Source organism: Mesorhizobium helmanticense (assembly GCF_003034915.1).
GTDB lineage: Bacteria > Pseudomonadota > Alphaproteobacteria > Rhizobiales > Rhizobiaceae > Mesorhizobium > Mesorhizobium helmanticense.
Map to the genome: position 1 here is coordinate 131,873 of NZ_PZJX01000028.1, position 18,522 is coordinate 150,394.

15 protein-coding genes are annotated in these 18,522 nt (G+C 57.4%); 3 read left to right on the forward strand and 12 right to left on the reverse strand.

The features are described from left to right. Positions 1-14 precede the first annotated feature (14 nt). Positions 15-956 (forward strand): NAD-dependent epimerase/dehydratase family protein, encoded by a 942-nt coding sequence (locus C9427_RS15270; protein ID WP_107649961.1) that lies wholly within the window; start codon positions 15-17, stop codon positions 954-956. Between the two features lie 98 nt (positions 957-1,054). Here the strand turns inward: C9427_RS15270 and C9427_RS15275 are convergent, their stop codons facing one another. The 3 genes from C9427_RS15275 to C9427_RS15285 form a co-directional block, all read right to left on the reverse strand. After that, positions 1,055-1,594 carry a sugar transferase gene (locus C9427_RS15275; protein ID WP_107649962.1) on the reverse strand — a complete coding sequence of 180 codons (540 nt, stop codon included), beginning with the start codon at positions 1,592-1,594 and terminating at the stop codon, positions 1,055-1,057. Between the two features lie 99 nt (positions 1,595-1,693). Then, positions 1,694-2,626 (reverse strand): glycosyltransferase family 2 protein, encoded by a 933-nt coding sequence (locus C9427_RS15280; protein WP_107649963.1) that lies wholly within the window; start codon positions 2,624-2,626, stop codon positions 1,694-1,696. A 51-nt stretch (positions 2,627-2,677) separates the two neighbouring features. Next, the gene (locus C9427_RS15285; protein WP_167434360.1) at positions 2,678-4,681 is read right to left on the reverse strand and encodes a nucleoside-diphosphate sugar epimerase/dehydratase; all 2,004 of its coding nucleotides are present in this window, start codon (positions 4,679-4,681) and stop codon (positions 2,678-2,680) included. Between the two features lie 226 nt (positions 4,682-4,907). Here C9427_RS15285 and C9427_RS15290 point away from each other — a divergent pair, with 226 nt between their 5' ends. After that, a complete protein-coding gene (locus tag C9427_RS15290; RefSeq protein ID WP_167434361.1) occupies positions 4,908-5,693 on the forward strand; it encodes an ABC transporter permease in 786 nt (261 codons plus the stop codon). After that, positions 5,693-6,442 (forward strand): ABC transporter ATP-binding protein, encoded by a 750-nt coding sequence (locus C9427_RS15295; RefSeq protein WP_107649964.1) that lies wholly within the window; start codon positions 5,693-5,695, stop codon positions 6,440-6,442. Before C9427_RS15290 ends, C9427_RS15295 begins: the two co-directional genes overlap by 1 nt. A gap of 43 nt (positions 6,443-6,485) precedes the next feature. Here C9427_RS15295 and C9427_RS15300 read toward each other — a convergent pair whose 3' ends face one another. The 9 genes from C9427_RS15300 to rfbA all read right to left on the reverse strand — a co-directional run bounded on the left by C9427_RS15300 (position 6,486) and on the right by rfbA (position 18,510). Further along, the gene (locus tag C9427_RS15300) at positions 6,486-7,493 is read right to left on the reverse strand and encodes a class I SAM-dependent methyltransferase (RefSeq protein WP_107649965.1); all 1,008 of its coding nucleotides are present in this window, start codon (positions 7,491-7,493) and stop codon (positions 6,486-6,488) included. After that, entirely contained in the window at positions 7,480-8,634 is a 1,155-nt protein-coding gene (locus tag C9427_RS15305) for a rhamnan synthesis F family protein (protein ID WP_146172547.1), read from the reverse strand. The genes C9427_RS15300 and C9427_RS15305 overlap by 14 nt, the downstream gene beginning before the upstream one ends. Positions 8,635-8,768: 134 nt before the next feature. Beyond that, the gene (locus tag C9427_RS15310) at positions 8,769-9,371 is read right to left on the reverse strand and encodes a methyltransferase domain-containing protein (RefSeq protein WP_167434362.1); all 603 of its coding nucleotides are present in this window, start codon (positions 9,369-9,371) and stop codon (positions 8,769-8,771) included. A 135-nt stretch (positions 9,372-9,506) separates the two neighbouring features. Beyond that, the gene (locus C9427_RS15315) at positions 9,507-10,436 is read right to left on the reverse strand and encodes an NAD-dependent epimerase/dehydratase family protein (protein WP_107649968.1); all 930 of its coding nucleotides are present in this window, start codon (positions 10,434-10,436) and stop codon (positions 9,507-9,509) included. Between the two features lie 9 nt (positions 10,437-10,445). Then, on the reverse strand, positions 10,446-15,104 hold the full coding sequence (locus C9427_RS15320) for a glycosyltransferase (protein WP_107649969.1): 4,659 nt from the start codon (positions 15,102-15,104) through the stop codon (positions 10,446-10,448). After that, positions 15,097-15,996 (reverse strand): dTDP-4-dehydrorhamnose reductase, encoded by a 900-nt coding sequence (gene rfbD, locus C9427_RS15325; protein ID WP_107649970.1) that lies wholly within the window; start codon positions 15,994-15,996, stop codon positions 15,097-15,099. Before rfbD ends, C9427_RS15320 begins: the two co-directional genes overlap by 8 nt. Continuing rightward, entirely contained in the window at positions 15,993-17,063 is a 1,071-nt protein-coding gene (gene rfbB, locus C9427_RS15330; protein WP_107649971.1) for a dTDP-glucose 4,6-dehydratase, read from the reverse strand. The genes rfbD and rfbB overlap by 4 nt, the downstream gene beginning before the upstream one ends. Positions 17,064-17,073: 10 nt before the next feature. Beyond that, entirely contained in the window at positions 17,074-17,628 is a 555-nt protein-coding gene (gene rfbC / locus C9427_RS15335; RefSeq protein WP_107649972.1) for a dTDP-4-dehydrorhamnose 3,5-epimerase, read from the reverse strand. Continuing rightward, positions 17,629-18,510 carry a glucose-1-phosphate thymidylyltransferase RfbA gene (gene rfbA / locus C9427_RS15340; protein WP_107649973.1) on the reverse strand — a complete coding sequence of 294 codons (882 nt, stop codon included), beginning with the start codon at positions 18,508-18,510 and terminating at the stop codon, positions 17,629-17,631. Positions 18,511-18,522 lie beyond the last annotated feature (12 nt).

The window sequence follows — 18,522 nt, forward strand, 5'->3', positions numbered from 1 at the left end:
ATTCGGCAACAGCAATGAAGGTGTTGGTGACAGGCGCCACGGGGTTCATCGGGAGCCTTGTCGTGCGACAGCTTCGCCATGCCCAGGTCGAGGTCCGGATCGCTTCCCGACGCCCGCAGCCCGGCGCGGCATACGACGTCGTGCCGCTGCCGGCTTTCGACGCGCCCGCGCAAGCCTTCCTGGCGATCGCGAAGGACGTCACGCATGTCGTCCATTGCGCCGGGCTGAACAACGACGCGGGCAATGCGGCCGAAGCGGATTACCTGAATGCCAATGCCGAATTGACCGGCCAACTAGCACGTGCGGCAGCGGCACAGACCAGCGGACGCCTGATTTACCTCTCGTCGATCCGGGCTGCGGTCGGCGCCAACTTCAGCGGAACGATCGACGAAGACATGGCCCCTGTCCCGCAATGCGCCTATGGGCGTTCGAAACGTGAAGGTGAGGTGAGGATGCTGGATGCCTATGCATCGGCCGGCCGTCGCGATGCCACCGCGCTGCGCCTGCCGCAGGTCTACGGATCTGGCATGGGAGGAGCGCTGGCGACGCTGATGCGCCTGGCCGATACCGCCTTGCCGCTGCCCACAGCCACGCTGAGGGGCGTCCGTTCGCTGATATCGTCCGAGGCGGCGGCGCGGGCGGTCCTGCACCTGCTGACCCGTCCAGGCCCGCTTCGCCCGGTCCACGTCGCAAGCGATCTGTCGCCAATTTCCATCGCGGCCATCATCGAAGCCTTTCGGCAAGGCTTAGGGCGTCCGAGGCGCCTGATTGCCTTGCCTGCCGGCCTGATGCGACCAGTCGCGTCGCTGCTGGGCAAACGCACATTCTGGGACAGCTTGAGCGCGACGCAGATATGCGATCCGTCGTTGCTCGTTTCGGAGGGCTGGTCGCCTGAAACCGACACGTTCCAACGGCTGAGCGAAGTAGCGCGGCGCTCCAAAGCGCGGCGCGTTTGAACGGGTACAGGCGACGCGCTTTGGATTCCTTTCTTCGTGCATGTCGTGATCGCAAACCGCTGCGCACCTTTGCGCGACATGCATTAACTTCGACCTGCTCAACCTCGATAGATGGTTCCCAGCAAGATCCGGAGATCAAGACCGAACGACGATGCCTTGAGATAGGCGGCATCGGTTTCGGCGCAGAGCGCCGGATCGGACATGTCGATGGACCGGATCTGGGCCAGGCCGGTTATGCCCGGAAGCAGCGACGAGACGCCCAATTCCCTGCGACGTTCGATGAGCTCCGTTTGCGTGGGCAGGCATGGACGCGGCCCGACCAGGCTCATCTCGCCCTTCAGTACGTTCCAGAGTTGCGGCAACTCATCAAGCTTGAACCGCCGCAGGATCCTGCCGACCGTCGTGACTGATTTTGCCGGCGCTTCATGTGTCGGCAATGAAGGCGTTCCCAGAACCATCGTTCTGAGCTTATGACAGCGAAAAGGCCTGCCATCGCGACCGACCCGCGTTTGAGAAAAGAGCGCCGGCCCGGGCGACGACAACCGAATTGCCAGGCCGGCCAGCAACAAGACCGGCGAGGTGACCAGCAACAGCAGCGCCGCCACCACCAGGTCGAAGATTCGCCTCCCCGCCTTCATGGATGCCGACAATGCTCCCTGCTCAACAACAAGTGCATCTTTCCGGACATGTTGCGCCTCCCGGAGTCAAACCAGGGGGAAGGCTTTTGGGTAAACATATCAAACCCGGCCCGCGACGACCGACAGATAAAGTCCGAATGTTCCAAAAGGTGTCTGCCGATAGACGCCACTCCTGCGCAACAGGCTCAAGCGGCTCAAAACATTGCCTTTTCGTGACTGTGTGAACAGGTTGAGACAAGCGGCTGCATCTGCGGTGAGAAGATCCCGATTGGCAGCCAGGCCATTGAGATTTTCATCTATCCAACGGGCAAACCCGCCGTTCAGCAAGTGCTCGAGCCGGGAAAATCGTGCCCGCCATGAAATATTGGCGCCGACCAGATTCGCCTGATGCTGGCGATAGCGCACCAGAGGCCGCGGCTCATAGCAAACAACGCCGCCTGCACCCGTCACGATGAGATAGGCCCACCAATCGTGACTGACAAAATGCGTCCTTGACGAGGCCTTGGCCAGCAGGTCGCGCGCCACCCGGTTGAGCAGAATCGTGTTGCCGCCGGCAATGCTTTGCACGAGGGCGTTGCGGAAGGACGGCGGCCGCTGGAACAGCGGCGAGCAGCCGATCATAGCTCCGGCTTCGGACATGGTCGCGGTTCGGGAGCAAAACATAAGCGGGACGGTTGCATCCAGCGTCTGCATCCAGGAGAGCGCGCTCTCCAGCCTGTCAGGCTCCCAGATGTCGTCCTGGTCGCAAAAGGCGTAGCAGTCCGCCTCGATCCGCGGATCGACGATCATCGAGCGAAAATTGGCGGCGAAGCCTTGGCGAGGCCCGTCCACCAGCGTCAAGCGGCCCTTGTCCCAGCGGGTTTTCCATGCGTCGACGATGGCGGTCGTGCCGTCGATCGACCCATCGTCGGAGACCCACAGGTCGATGGCAGAATGCGACTGCGCAAGCAGAGAGCTCAGCTGTTCTTCAATGAAAGCCGCGCCGTCCTTCGTGCCCATCAATATGGCTACACGCTGATCTTCCTTGCTCACTGGCGTGGTATCGCCTGCAAACGCCTGGGAACGATCATGGGAGTTTTCGCTTCATCCAGCGTGTCCCATGGCTTTCGGACTAGTTTGCCGATACGTGTCGCCTGGTGATTTTTCCGCCTCGTGAAAGCCGGCCAGCGCCGCAAGGGCCGAGGCCTTGTCCTGGTTCTTCACCGCCGTCTCCAGCGCCGTGAGAGCGGCCTTAACCCGCGGCCATTCCAGGACATCGGTCCGAAGGCCAAAAATCTTCGAGGTGCTGAGTTCGACGACCTCCTCATTGTCACCGTGAAGCGCTTCATGAAGTTTTTCGCCTGGCCTGATCCCGGTAAACCGGATGGGAATATCCGTATAGGGACTCTTTCCGGCCATGCGGATCATCGTCTCGGCAACTTCAACGATGGGCACCGGCTTGCCCATGTCGAGCATATAGACGGCATAGTCGTCCTGGCCCTGTCGCTGCGCTGCATCGGCCCCCGACATAATGACGAGGTCGACGGCTTCGGCCACGGTCATGAAATAGCGCGTCATGCGCTGATCCGTAATGGTGAGCGGCCCACCGGCCTCGATCTGCGCCTGGAATATGGTCGCCACCGATCCGTTGCTGCCAAAGACGTTGCCGAACCGGACAGCAATGAACTTGGTGCCGGAGTGAAGCCCACCGGCGCGAGGCCCGTTTGGCGGGGTCATATGCGTTTCGTGCAGGGCGCTGACGATCTGCTCGGCGGCTCGTTTTGTCATTCCAAGCACCGACGTCGGATCCACTGCCTTGTCACTCGAGACAAGCACGAATTGCGGAACCCCGCACTTGGCGGCAACTTCCGCACAGACGAGCGTTCCGAAAACATTCGTCTGGATTGCCGAGTCCCAGTTTTCCTCGAGCAGGGGGACGTGCTTGAGCGCAGCGGCATGAAAGATGATGTCGGGTCTGAATTCGCTGATCACTCGCGTCATCTGCCGCCTGTCCGCCACGTCGATGATGCGGGCCTTGAGACGATGGTGATCCTTCTCGTCGATATACTGGCTCAACTGGAAAATTCCGAACTCTGAGAGGTCGGCAACCAGAACTGCCTCGGCGCCCAGTTCCAGCGACCGTTTGACCAGAGTTCGCCCGATGGAACCGGCGCCGCCCGTCACCAAGACACGCTTGGCGTGGACAAAAGCGCCAATGCGTTCAATGTCGGAAGGTACCGCTGGACGGCGTAGGATCGTCTCCATCTCGACGGCGTCGAGAACCAGCTTTCCTCCCTGCCCTAGCTCGGAGAAACCGGAGAATTGCAGGACGGCTATGCCGTTGTGCCGGGCGACACGGACCAGTTCGGCATACTCCTCGATTTCTCGTGCGGCTCCATTGCCGAAGATCAACATGTCGAGGCTTTTCGTTCCCGCGGCGTAGTCGTCCAGGAATTCAGTCAAACCGGGCCGGATTGCCACTACCGGAACCCCCTGGATTCGGGTGCGCAGCGGAGCATCGTTCTCGATCGCCATGATGCCCGCGATGGAATAGTCGCCCGACTCCGCGGCGCGCGTAAAGCGGATGATCAGATCGGCCTCGGCGAGGCTGCCAACGAAAAGGGCTTGCTTGGTCGACCGCTTATCGGCGGCTCTCTTCATGATGCCCCAACTCGCTCCGTCACGGAGAAACCGGTAGAAGAGCCGAGGCGCCGAAATGATCGTGAAGGACACGAGGAAAAAGACGATGAACTGGCGTTCGTTGATGCCCGTCACCGGCTTGAAGTGGCGGAACGAGACCGCGGCGCAATAGAGCGCAACGGTCAAAATCGCGCAGCTCTTTAAGATGTTGAAAAAGTCAGGGGTCGAGGCGAAGCGCCAGACCGTATTGTACAGGCCACAAGATCTGAACAGCAAATGACTGAAAACGACGATACACGCCCAGGTGGTCAGACCCTCGTAGGAAAAAGCGGGGAAAGAGAGGTTGGACCGCGACAAAACCAGACTGAGCGCGACCGCGATCAGGACCATGACTGCGTCTTGGATCATGATTAAATAACGCCGTATGTCCGGCTTAAGTCCGAATACGGCTTCTATATGCTGTGTCATTGAATAGTACTGAACTCCAGGCCCTGGGATATGGACACTAAAGCGGCGCGAGATACACGCATCACCGCCACCTGTTCCTAGTGCCACCCTTAGCCCACCACGTTGTATCGCATATCGTGGATTTGGGATCATCGCCAGATATTTTTGAGGCTCATCGGCGTATGACCGACCGCTTTGCATCACGAAGAGACTGTGATACGAGCGCCAAGCTTTTGCAGGGAAGACGATGCTGAAGGTGGTACGAAGCGCGCTTGCCGATATCGGCCGCGGCCTCAGAATGCGCAATGTGTGGATGGCTCTCGCCCATGAGGATATTGGCGACCAGCACAAGCGCACGACGCTCGGTCCTGTCTGGCTGCTGATCAACTATCTTGCCTATGCCGGCACCTTCGTCGTCATCTTTGGCGACAATCGCTCGGTGCCGCATTTTGCGGCCTATGTGGCGACAGGGCTGTTCGTCTGGCTCTATCTCATGGAAGTGCTCACCCAGAGCGTCACGCTCTTTACCCGCGAGGAGAGCTTCATCAAGGGCACCACCCTGCCGCTCACAGTCTATGTCATGCGAATGACCATGCAATCGGTCATCCGGGCGGGCTATGCGCTGGTTGGCTGCCTCGCCATCCTGCTGCTCGTCGGCACGTCGGTCACCGTTGACTGGATTTGGTCGGGGCTGGCGCTCTGCTTGATTGTTGTGGCGACGCCGGCGGCAATTCTGGTGCTTGCGGTAGCCGGTGCCTTCTTCCCCGATTTGGGCTTCATCGTGCAGAACCTCATGCGTATCGGCATGTTTCTAACGCCAGTGTTCTGGACGGGCCCGGGCCACGGCATTCGTGGCGAGTTCTACCGCTGGAATCCCTTCACCTACTTCCTGGAGATCGTGCGCCTGCCGGTGATCAACGCCGAAGTCCCGATCGCCGCCTTCGGCATTTGCGCCACAATTATCCTCTTGCTGTGGGTCTTGGCCGCGCTGCTTTTGGGCGGCTATCGCAAGAAGATCGTGTTCGCGCTCTGATGGTTTCGATTCGCGTTGAAAGCCTTAGCCTCGCCTACAGGGTGCGACAGAAGCTGACGCTGGCCGCACGCGACAGGCGGCTGCCAGCTGGCGGGCGCATCGAGGGACACGGCCGTTCGCGTCATGTGACGGCGCTCGATGGCGTGAGCTTTTCACTTGATGCTGGTGATCGGCTCGGTCTTGTTGGCGCCAATGGCTCCGGCAAGACCACTCTCCTCAAGGTGCTGTACGGTATTTACGAACCGACAAACGGCACGGTCGCGATTGACGGGCGGGTCGACGCTCTGTTCAATATTAACTTGGGCTTCCGCCCCGAGGCCACCGGACGGCGCAATATTGAATTGCGCGGCCTCATCAACGGCTGGCATCCCGATGAAATCAGGGCACGCATGGACAACATCATCGAATTCAGCGAGCTTGGCGATTTCATCGACCTACCCTTCAAATCCTACAGCCAGGGCATGGCGGCGCGGCTGGCCTTCTCCATCGCCACGAGCTTCGAACCCGAGATCCTGCTGATGGATGAATGGATCGGCGCTGGCGATCCGAGTTTTCAGGAAAAAGCGCGCCGGCGCATGAACGAGATGACCGAGAAGGCAGGGATTATGGTACTTGCGAGCCACAACCATGCGCTGTTGGAGAAGACCTGTAACAAGATCTTGGAGTTGCAACAGGCCCGCCTGAAAGTCTTTTGTGGGACTGAAGAATGGTTCGGCAAGGTCAGCCCCGCGGCTGCCGCCGTGCAATGAAGGCGGCCATTGCCGCGAAGTTCATTTTGATTTTCTGTCCAGACTAGGGGTTGGTTTTGCGTGCGATAGCGACCGCGTAGTGGTTTTCGCCCATCATCGATAGGGCATGATCAAGCGCAAGCGCGGCTTTCAACTCTGTTCCGTCGTCATCAAAATTGACGAGAATATCATTTAGCGCGGCGTGGTAGATCGCGCCCCCGGTCATAACGACCGTCGGCGCCGAGAATGTACGGTGAAGGGCAGGAAGGATCGAAGAGCTGTCTGCGGCCTCTGATGGATCCATTCGGAGCATGTACTCCACCGTGGGGCGCTCGATTGGCTTGGCTGGCTTCGATGGATCACGAGGATCGGAAAGCATGGAAGCCGGTAATGATGCTCGATATTGGCGAGCGAATCCCAAAGCGGTGTCAGTCCATTGAAAACGCGAAGGCCCGATGAAGTCGTCCATCGCGAAAATGCCGTCGTCCTTTAAGCGGTCTCTCGACCACCGAACGGCAAGGCTTGTGTCCATCATGTGATGGAGGGCATTGTTCCAGTAGACGAGATCGAAATTTGTCTCTGCGCAGGCTTCGAAGGCGTCCGCCTGGTAGAAGTGCATTCGATCAGCAATGTTCGCCTTTTGCGCCTGCTCAATTCCAGTCCGGATGCGCTCAGAGCTGATCTCGTATAGGTGAAATTCTTGCACCACCCCACTCACTAGAAGCGCGCGTTCCTTAAACCCGGTACCGGCCCCTACAGACACCGCTTTGGCGGCCGGTTTTGATCCAATTTCTTTGGCCAAGAGCCTGTGAAAACCGGCATGCAGCCCGTCAACCGGCTCTCCGCAGACCTTGTCATTAATGTGACGAATAATCGTCTTAGATTCCCACCAGCGCGTTCGAGGCTTGCGAGGAACGGTGCCAACGTTGTTCCAATAGGCGGCCGCTTGTTCAACTGCAACACTCTTCGAAAGTGGCGCACCTACCGTCCCAGACGACCCTCTCGACCACACGCTCTTGAGCAGCTGGCGTAGCCGTTTGAAGGAAGGTGGAGTTGGCTTAGGAATCATCATAAAGCGCGTCAAGATGGTTGGCAGTCTGGCTTCTGGCCTGGGCCTTGCGGAACAGGCAATCGCGGGTCAAGAGCGAGACGTTCCTTCTCGACACGAAGCTTTTTACGATGGCAGGGTCAGATACGGACTGTATCTGCACCTTGACGGAGTGCCACTTCGGAACCGCTATCTTCACCCATTTGAAACCGGCGGCTTCACAAGAGACGAAAAACAGCCGCTCTATTGCATGAGCAATTGTGCCTGCAATCTGCCCTTTCTCTTCGGGAAAGTCGGAAGGGTTAAGATGAAGCCTCAACAAGGGCTCCAGCGCCTTCGGCCGAGCCCAGAACATCGAGCCGGAAGGGAAGTCGATCTCTGTCAGTTTCCCGACGTCGACGCCAAACTTCCTAGCCAGCGGTGCCGCAATTTCCTTGAACTCCTCGTCCCCCCTGACAAATGCGCGGATGAATCGCAGGTGTTGGGGGGCCACCATGCCAACGTCAGGACACTGCTCGAAAATATCGATAATGCTGCAGACAATCTCGGGCGAACCGAGAAGATGATCCCAAAGGAACTGCCGCCAATCCTTCAGCTGATCCCTGTGCTGCGACTTCTTGGTGTGGATGTGGAGAACATAATCATAGCCATCATGCAGATGCCCCATAGCATAGAGCTTCGGGTAGATGTCGCGGCCGATGTTCTTGGTAATGATCGCCATCGCACCGCCAAACCTCGCGCTGATATGATCTAGCTTCGAAAGGGTATCAGTGGTGAAATACAGATCGAATGGAAATGGGATATTTTCAAGTGCGCGCTCGATGTCGTCGAGCATTTCCGGGACCCAGAAAGCATGGATGTAGACGGCGATCTTTCTGTTGGCCGGCGAAACTGGATGATATCTGAAAGGCACGGCCATCGAGGCGTTTTGCGGCAAAGGATGGAGCCGACCCGTTGACGGGACGGGCCTGGCGAGTTCCCGCCACTCTCTCGCCAGTCGATTAAAACGCCATGGATACGACCAGATCATTTCTACACCGACCGCAACCACTGCACGGCCCTCTGACGTAGCCCCTTGATTTGCACGCCCGACGGTAAGACCACTATGGACCACGCCGCGCCGTGGCGGAACAGGTTTTGCTCGTTTGCTCGCGTTCTCACGCAAACTTGACGCCGTAACCCGCCGTTGGCTCGGCTGAACCACGTTCGCCGCACAAACCAGGCCGCGGAAGCTAGTTGGCGACGAAGGACCTCCAAAATCCACGCTATAAATGTCGAGAGAACGATTTGTCTCGATCCCTATACACGGACTCTAGCATCATCTTTGCCGAAGACGAAAATCGTCGAGCTGTTTAACGTCCACCGTTGGTTTCTAGGAACGTTTACTTCATCCAGTATGTTCTCACTAAAGCAGGAGCCAATAATATGCCTGCTTAAATCTCCTTTAAATATCATGCCTAGCGTCTTATTTAGATCAGAAACCCCTATGCGACGCACATGGTCGTTCTGACCGAATCGGCGCACCGCTTCGTCTTCTGAAAGGGGAAAAAGCGATTCTTCATAACATCCTTGTAATATCGGCATACAGAATACGTGATGCCCTGAATATTTCAAGGCGCGATGCAGAAATAACAACACCATTGTCCAGTTACATGGGACGTGTTCCATAACGTGACTATGAATTATGTAGTCGTACGAGTCATGCTCAAGTTTTTCTGCGTCTACGCATAAATCAAATTTCGTGGCCGAAACATGTTTGTAAAGATCTGGAAAAATATCAACCGGCTTGTAACCTTCACCGGCCTTTTCTTTCAACAATCCTGAAATCATCGGCTCAGGTGCTATGTGAAGCACTCGGTCGCCTTTTTCTGGCAGACCAATGCGGTCGAGGTGAAGCTTCAATGCACGCGTGCGCTCAAGCGAGCTACATTTCAGACACCTTACATTTTGGCGTGTCCCCTGGGCTCCAAAAGCTTGATGACCGCAAATGTTGCATCGCATTTGTTGTCGTTCCAATTAACTTGTGGTCAGTGGATGTCATTTCAAAAAATCCCACATCGTTGCGACACCCTTGTCGAGCGATATGGTGGGCCGCCATCCGGTTGCCGACCCAAAAAGGTTCCATTCAAGCACATTGCGTGGCACATCGAAGCCGCGATTGGGCTGTCGGTCAACCATGAGTCCCCTACCCGAAACCTGTTCGACCAATTCAATAATCTGAGACAGGCTGCTGCCGATGCCAGTCGAGATGTTGTAAGGACCCGGCGCCAGATCGGGCACTCTTGCCGCCAAGCAAAAAGCCTCCGCTACGTCGTCAGCACTGATATAGTCTCGGACAATCGACCCGTCTCCGAACAATGTGATCGGGCGATCCGCTCGCGCCGCGAGCAGGAAGTTGGCGATGCTGCCCACCGGAACACCGCGTAGTTGATAGGGACCGTAGGGATTTGTGATGCGCAAGCTTACAACATCGAACCCATCGCGACGGCCGATCACCCGTCCGTAGCTTTCGAACGCAAGCTTTGCCGCGCCGTAAATCGAGACCGGATTGGTTGGGTGATTCTCACTGGCTCGCTCGCAGTTAAGCTCGCCATAGACAGTGCCGCCGCTTGAGGAGAAGATCAGTCGCCGTGCGCCCAGCCGTGCGCACGATTCGAGGAGCCGGATGCCGAGGCTGACATTTGCATCCAGATCCTGAACTGGAAATTTCATCGACGTCGCCGGGTGCGACGCCCAAGCCATATGTATGATGGTCTCGAACTGCCAGTCCCTTGGCGCGGCAAGAAATTCCGAGATTGACCGCGCATCGTGGCGTATGCGCCCTGGAAACTCTTCCAGCACGGTGGCTGGGATTTTCCGGTCGAGAATGGTGACAAACACACTGGCATCAGCCGCGAGCAGCCTTCGCACAATACTTGATCCAAGAAAGCCGGAACCGCCAGTTACAAGGACGTGACGAGCATGCATACCAAACTCTTAGACCGCCGCGGCGTGGGCGATTGCGACAGCAGAAATGGTGATGCGCCGCAGACGCCGCTTATCGTAGCCGGACTTTTGGCTGGTCATGTCGAAGAACGCTACTTCGCTTGTCATCGCGCGCTCTGCCAGCACTTCTGAAAATCGAGCAAGCTCACCGGGTCCAGCAATCAACCTGCCTTCATGCGGTTCCACCACCAAGACCTCACCGTTAGCATCGATCTTTCGAGCCAAGAGCGTCCAGAACTCCCTCTCGTCTCCAGAAACAAAGTCCGAGTCCACGACGACACAAGAAAGCCCCTCCGTGGCTTGGATGGAGCGCATGAAGTCGGCCTGATTTTCCAAATTGATTACCGACTTGAACATTCGGCCCGAGGTCTTTCGGGGCAGAGCCTTGGTTTTAGCAAGGATAGCAAGATTTCCTCCCCGGTAGATGTAGTGCGCGTTCGCGAGCGCTCGATAAACGAGACGTTCCAGTGGCAACGAAGCGCACGCAGGACATTGCACTGCCGGTCCGTAGGCGGGCGATGCCTTGAATTCAGCGAAGCTTCCGCCGCACATGTTACATAATCGTCCCGCCGGACTCTTGAGCGAATCCAAACGTGTTTTGACGTTTTCGACATCGAGAGGATGCGCCACAATCGTTTTCTCGTCGAGTATCGCTTCCAAACCTGGCAGCGTCTTGCGGGTGACGGAGGCGACGTCATCCAAATGGGAAAGCTTAAATCCCTGGCTCTCAAAACAGTAGGAGAGTTCCACATCCATATTGTCTTGTGGCGTTGCATCATTATAGCCGCCGACCGTCTCAAACATCGACCGACGAATGATTTTGGCTCCTCCTTGGATATGCCCGAAGCGCCGTGAGGGGTTGCCTTTGGCAAATTCTGTGTTCCTAAAGAGGTGGAAGGCGGGGTGCCTGGCGAATTCAGAACCAAGAATGTGTTTTGGCAGGTGGGAAAGATGACCTCCGAGGCCGATGTCTGGCTGCCTACGCATCATATCGATGAGCGTTCGCTCCCAGCCGTGCTCCTTAATGAACCCCTCCTTGCTGCACAGGTAGATAATGAACTCCGCGTCGCTGCGGGCGATCGCTATATTAGATGCCGGTCCACAGAATACATTTTCGCGCTTCCGGATCAGTTGTACATTCGGCCTCCCCTTAACTTGTGCGACGACCTCATTCCAAAAATCCTCATCGCTGTTGTTGTCAACAACGGTGAGGCGGAAGTTCGTAGTCGTATGCGCAAAGACCCGTCTTAGAATCTCCAACGTCTCCCGTCTGTTCTCGTATTTCTTGTTGTTGAAGGTCACTAGAATGATATCTACCTTGTAGCCAAGCCAGACATCCAGCAATCGTTGTACGGTCTTCTCGACACCTACCATTCGTTCGACTAGGGCCATGGCTCGACTCAGCATTGCTGATTTATGTGCAAGCGTGGACTGACGGAATGCGGTTATAGCGCTGGCGATCGCTTGAGGGTCGTGTGGAGGTATGACCATGCCCTCGACGCCGTCTCGGACGTAGTCGGGAATTGCAGAAACTGCCGTTGTCAAAACTGGAACGCCTGCAGTCATGGCTTCCAGGATGACCGTTGGGAAACCGTCGATATCCCCGTTCTTGGCCTCGACGCAAGGAACAGCGAGCATGTCTGCCTTTGCATAAGCATCGGCAAGGGCGTCGATCCCCTTCACGACGCCGCGAAAGTTCACATTGTTCAGCTGAAGCCTCATGACGAGGCTTCGCAGGTCGTCCTCGAGAGGTCCGTATCCGTAGAGATCCAGTTCTATGTCGGACCCATTCAACAATCCCATGGCGCGGATGAGATCGCCGAAGCCCTTCTTTTCGATAAACCGGCCGATCGCTACGATTTTGAATTTGGAGTTTTTGACCGCGTTCTGGCGATTGGCGCGGACATTCTCGAACTCGGAGAGGTTCACTGCTTGGAACGTATAGGCGATCTTTTCGCGAGGTACGCCCTGGCTTTCCAAAAAGTTTCGATGGTGATCGCCGTAAACCATGACCTTGAGACAGAGCGGATCAGCGCCGAGTTCACCGACTTTGGACCTTTTGCGGTTGCTTTCATGGAAAATGTCGACCGCATGCGGCATGAACGTGTAGTAGACGCCCGTTACCTGACAGGCAGGTCGGACAAAATTCGTCACGCCCGGATAAGCAAAGTGGCTGTGGCAGATGTTGCGATCGTGCTGGACAAATAGACGCGCTAATTCGTCCGCATTGGCCACTTGGTGGGATTCGACCTCAAAATCCACTTCGGCAATGATATCCGGTCGTACGGAATAATATACCTTTAGATCGATACCACGCTTCAACAACTCGCCAATCTCTGCCAGCACAAAGGTCTGTGACAAGGCCGGATAGTCATAGACGAAATAAGCCAGTTTTAGTGGCTCGACCCCCAAACTGATGCGCTCAGGCCGGTTGGCCAAGGCAACTTTGCTGTAGTTCTCCTGCAGTGGCTGGGTGTTGGTGATATTGTTGAGACTGGGACTGAGCTTGTAATCAACACCGATAAACGGAAGATAAAAGGGCCAATAGGTCTGCGTGTAGCGAATGATCAAATCCCAGTCTACCAATCGCTTAAGGTCGCGACGAAAGCCGCCGAACTGCTGGTACAGTTTGCGCTTATGGACCAGCACGTTGAGGTCGATGAAATTGCTCTGCAACAAATGCGTGCGCTCGAAGTCACGCCCTCTGATCAGCGTGCGCCCGTCACCGAGATTTTCCTGGAGCAGCCCAGCATAGCCTATTTCCATTTCGTCCGACTCGATGAAGGCGGTCGCCATCAGCAGAAGAAAATGCGGCCTCCATGCGTTGTCGCTGTCGAGATAGGATATTAAGTCACCCGTGGTTGCAGTTAGCGCGGCATTTCGAGCCGCACTGACTCCGCCATGTTTGTTACTCAATATCTTGATCTGACCGCTCGCCATCTGTTGCGGGAAATTGGCAGCGATTGCTTCGAGTGTTTTGTCAGTACTGCCGTCATCGGAAACAATAATTTCGAACGGCGGCAACGACTGTTCGAGCGCTGACCGCAGAGCATTGATAACGGTCAGTTCGCGGTTCCACGTTGGCATCACGACGCTAATTTTCGGCTGCCAACTGCTCTTGGCTACGAGGTTCTGTGCATAAGCGACTGCCGCTTCCGAAGGGTCTCCAATCGCGCGATCCAGCGACTTTTCCAGTAGAGCGCGGATTTCCAAGCGATGCTTGCTCAATGCTCGCGGCTGCGCTGTGAAAGTAGATGACTGGGCGGCGGCAAAAAGTGTGGACGGATTGGGCAAGGCGGACGGACCAACGGTGAGCGAGACCGCAGGAGGTTCGGCCTTGATGACGATCTGCCGGGCAGCACGGATCGGCGCGCCTGCAATTGGCCGATCAATGAACCTGCCGAGCTTCAATCGCTCATAAACACCTCGACTGAGATTGACGGCCAACCTGCGGAGATAGCCTCTGCTAATAGCCATCCGCTTCACGGCACGGACCGGAGCTGTGACGCGCCAGGAAGTCGACGAAAGCAGGGCTATCTTTTCTTGTTCCAGGGAAGCAATGCGAGCAGCCGAATGGCGGGCTTCTTCGTCTCTGCGGCCTGCTTCCTCTTCTAGGGACGCAATGCGGGCAGCGGAACCACGGGCTGCTTCGTCTCTGCGGCCTGCTTCCTCTTCCAGGGACGCAATTCGAGCAGCGGAACCACGAGCTTCCTCGTCTCTGAGGCGCGCGAGGGACTCAAGTTCAGACTTGAGTCCCTCATTAGCTTGGAGCAAATCGGCGCGCTCTATCGCTGTCGTTTCCTGCCGCTTTTGAACAGAAGCTTCCTCTTTAGCTTGCTTACCAAGTCGAGCCTCGATCTCGGCTGATTGGCGCTGCAATCGCGCGTCTAGGGTCCACCTGTCTCCAATGATTTGAAAGCGCTCCCGCAGTTTGTTGGCACTTTCGTGATCGAGATTGCAGAGTTCCATCGCAGCTGGGTGGGCATGATTGCCGAAACAAAGGACGCCTAACCCATGGCTGTGGAGAAACTCGAAGGTTGGAAACTGTTGCTTTAATTCTTGCCAAAGCCGCCAGATTCCGAAGCCGTCCTTGTATTCGTTGGTGTCGTGAAACAAAACGATGGCACGGTCGGAGAGTTTCGGCTTCCATTTATTGAAATCGTGGCTACCTGCCGCATAGGTGTGGAAACCATCAATATGCAAAAGATCAATCGTCCCGTCGGCGAAATGCTCTACCGCATCATCGAAAGTTTTGCGTAACAGGGTCGAGAAGCTACCATAATTCGCCTCATTAAACCGTGAAAAACCCACGTAAATCTGTTCTGGGTAATGACCTGCGTGATCATCCCCCTTCCACGTATCGACAGCGAAACAACGAGTGTTCAGATTTCCGCGTGCGACCGTCGAACAGAACGCCGAATAAGAGACGCCAGCGTGAGTACCCAATTCCACCAAGACATTGGGGTGTGTGGCATTGACCAGCCACTGCGCGAAGGGGACGTGCCCGAACCAGGCGCTTGTACGATCAAGCGAGGCAGGCGACCAAAAAAGGGGAGCAAGTCCGTCATCCAGAATCGGACTTAGTCGGTCACGGTGTATTTCGTGCAAGGCTGCCTTCCGGCGGTCGCGCGGCGTCAATGAATCATCCATTTGAAATGCGCCTTGTAAGCAGTTGTTCGACAACTCGGCTCGTCGCCCCCGGCCAATCGGGCGCCGTCCATCCAAACACGGACCTAAATTTCTCTGTCGAAAGCCGCGAATTTCGGGGGCGCTGCGCCTTGGTCGGATAATCCACAGTGGCGATATCCCGTACCCGCGCATAGGGGCCACCAAACGCCTGGCTTGTGTCCAGGATATGGCGGGCAAAGCCGCTCCAGCTGGTCTCGCCGGTTCCCGCAAAATGATAGACGCCGAAGGAAGCAAAACCCTTGTTGCCATACAGCATCGCCGCCAAATGCAAGATCGCGTCGGCAATATCAAGGGCGGAAGTGGGGTTTCCCCACTGGTCGGCCACCACTGCTATCTCGTCGCGATCAGTTGCCAGCCTCAACATCGTCTTGACGAAATTCCTGCCGAACGGGCTGTAGACCCATGCCGTGCGCAGGATGAGGTGACGCGGGTTGGCCTTGGCGACCGCGTGCTCGCCGGCGAGTTTCGAGGCGCCGTAGACGCTGCGCGGAGCGGGTTTGTCATTCTCAGTGTAAGCCCGCTCGCCGCCTCCGTCGAAGATATAGTCGGTCGACAGATGGATCACCGGCTTACCGATCCTTGCCGTGGCTTCGGCGACATGACCGGCGCCGGCGCCGTTGACGGCAAAGGCGAGGTCCGGTTCGTCCTCGGCCTGATCGACCGCGGTGTAGGCGGCGGCGGACACGACGAGGTCGGGGCGGGCAATGGCCAGCGCCGGTGCGATGGTCTCCGGCTTCGCCAGGTCGAGTTCAGGTCTGCCGAGGACGACAACCTCGAAGTCTGGGCGCGCGTGCGCACGCTCGACGAGGCTTCTTGCGACCTGGCCCTCGCGTCCGGTGACGACCAGCCTCACGCGGCACCCTTTCGCGCTTCGCCGAGCCGTTCGCCGGCGTAGCGCTCGCGGCGGATCGGCCCCCACCACCACTCGTTCTGAAGATACCAGTCGACCGTTCTGGCGAGGCCGCTTTCGAAGCTCTCGCGCGGTTTCCAGCCGAGATCGCGTTCGATCTTCGAGGCGTCGATCGCGTAGCGCCGGTCATGGCCCGGGCGGTCGGTGACGAAGGTGATGAGATCGCGATAGCGCCGGCCGGCGGAGCGTGGCCGCTTGTTGTCGAGACTGTCGCAGATCGCCTCGACCACCGCCAGATTGGTGCGTTCCGAGGCGCCGCCGACATTGTAGCTCTCGCCGACCGCGCCGCGTGTCGCAACCACGGCCAGAGCGCGCGCATGGTCCTCGACAAAAAGCCAGTCGCGCACATTCGCGCCGGCGCCATAGACCGGCAACGGCTTCTCGTCGAGCGCGTTCAAAATGACAAGCGGGATCAGCTTTTCAGGGAAATGGAACGGGCCGTAGTTGTTGGAACAGTTCGACAGAACGACCGGCAGGCCGTAGGTGTCGTGCCATGCGCGGACCAAATGATCGGACGCGGCCTTCGACGCCGAATAGGGCGAAGATGGCGCATAGGGCGTCTGTTCGGTGAAGATGCCGCTGTTGAAGGGCAGGTCGCCGAACACTTCGTCGGTCGAGACATGATGAAAGCGAAACTGATCTTTCTTCGCCTCGGGAAGCCCGCGCCAATAGTCCAGAGCCGAATTGAGCATTCGGTAGGTGCCGACGATATTGGTCTCGATGAATGCTCCCGGCCCATCAATTGAACGGTCGACATGGCTCTCGGCGGCAAGATGCATGACGATGTCGATGTCGTCGCGATGCAGCACCTCGAGGATCGTTCTGTCGTCACAGATGTCGGCGTGTTCGAATCTGTAATTGTGCGCGTTCTCGATCGACCGCAGCGAGGCGAGGTTCCCGGCATAGGTCAGCTTGTCGAGATTTGTCACGCGGTGGGCTGGATTGGCGCACAAATGCCGGCACACGGCTGAGCCGATGAAGCCGGCACCCCCTGTCACCAGAAAGTTCATGCTGCTCTCCTCACACAAATACCTCGGCGGCGGCGAGCGGCGGCGCCTCGAGGTCCTTGTCCGAAAGCTGGAACCCGCCAGATAGCGATGGCCATTCGATGCCGATGGCGGGATCGTCGAAACGGATCGACCGGTCATGCTGCGGCGAGTAGGTGTCGGTGACCTTATACAGCACCTCGGTGTCCGGCACGAGCGTGACGAAACCGTGCGCAAAGCCTTTCGGCACCAAAATTTGATTGCCCTTTTCGGCGGAGACCTCGAGGGCGACCCATTTTCCGAATGTCTTCGAGCCGCGGCGTATATCGACCGCGACGTCAAAAACCCTGCCTCGGACAACGCGTAGCAGCTTGTCCTGGGCACGTGGGGGAAGTTGATAGTGGAGCCCCCGCAAAATACCCGTCGCGGCGGAATAGGAATGATTGTCCTGGACAAAACGCAGATCGATGCCTGCGTCTGAAAACCGCTCCTCATTGTAGGTCTCGACAAAGAAACCCCGGGCGTCGCCGAATCGTTTCGGGACGATCTCGAGTACGCCGTCGAGACCGAGCGGCCTGATCTCCAGCACCTAGTTCTCCGTCAACTCGATGACGCGCCTGCGCAAATAGGCGGCATATTCATTTTTTCCCAGCCGGTCGGCGCGCTGCAGCACCTTGTCCGCCGTCAGCCAGCCCTGTTCGAAAGCAATCTCCTCCGGACAGGCGACCTTGATGCCCTGGCGATGTTCGATGGTGCGCACGAAGGAGGAGGCTTCATGCAGGCTGTCATGGGTGCCGGTGTCGAGCCAGGCATAGCCGCGGCCAAGTTGATGGACCTGCAACTGCCCGCGCTCGAGGTAGACGTTGTTGACCGCTGTGATCTCGAGTTCGCCACGCGCCGAGGGCCGGATGGTCGGGGCTATATTCACGACATCATTGTCGTAGAAATAGAGGCCGGTAATAGCCCAATTCGACTTCGGCGCTTGCGGTTTTTCCTCGATCGTCAAGGCGGAGCCGCTGACCTTGTCGAACGAAACCACGCCATAGCGCTGCGGATCATCGACATGGTAGGCGAACACCGAGGCGCCGCTTTCGCACGAAGCCGCCTTGCGGCAGAGCTGCGACAGCCCCTCGCCGAAATAGATGTTGTCGCCAAGGATCATCGAGACGCTGTCATGGCCGATGAAGTCGCGGCCAATGATGAAGGCTTCCGCCAGGCCGTTAGGATGCGGCTGCTCGGCATAAGACATTTCAAGCCCGAACTCCGAACCGTCGCCGAGCAAATCCCGAAAAACCGGCAAGTCGCGAGGGGTCGAGATGACGAGAATCTCACGGATACAAGCGAGCATCAACACGCTCAGCGGATAGTAGATCATCGGCTTGTCGTATATCGGCAGGATTTGCTTGGAAACCGCCAGTGTCAGCGGATAGAGCCGGGTGCCGCTACCCCCGGCCAGGATGATGCCTTTCAACAAGCTCTCCTA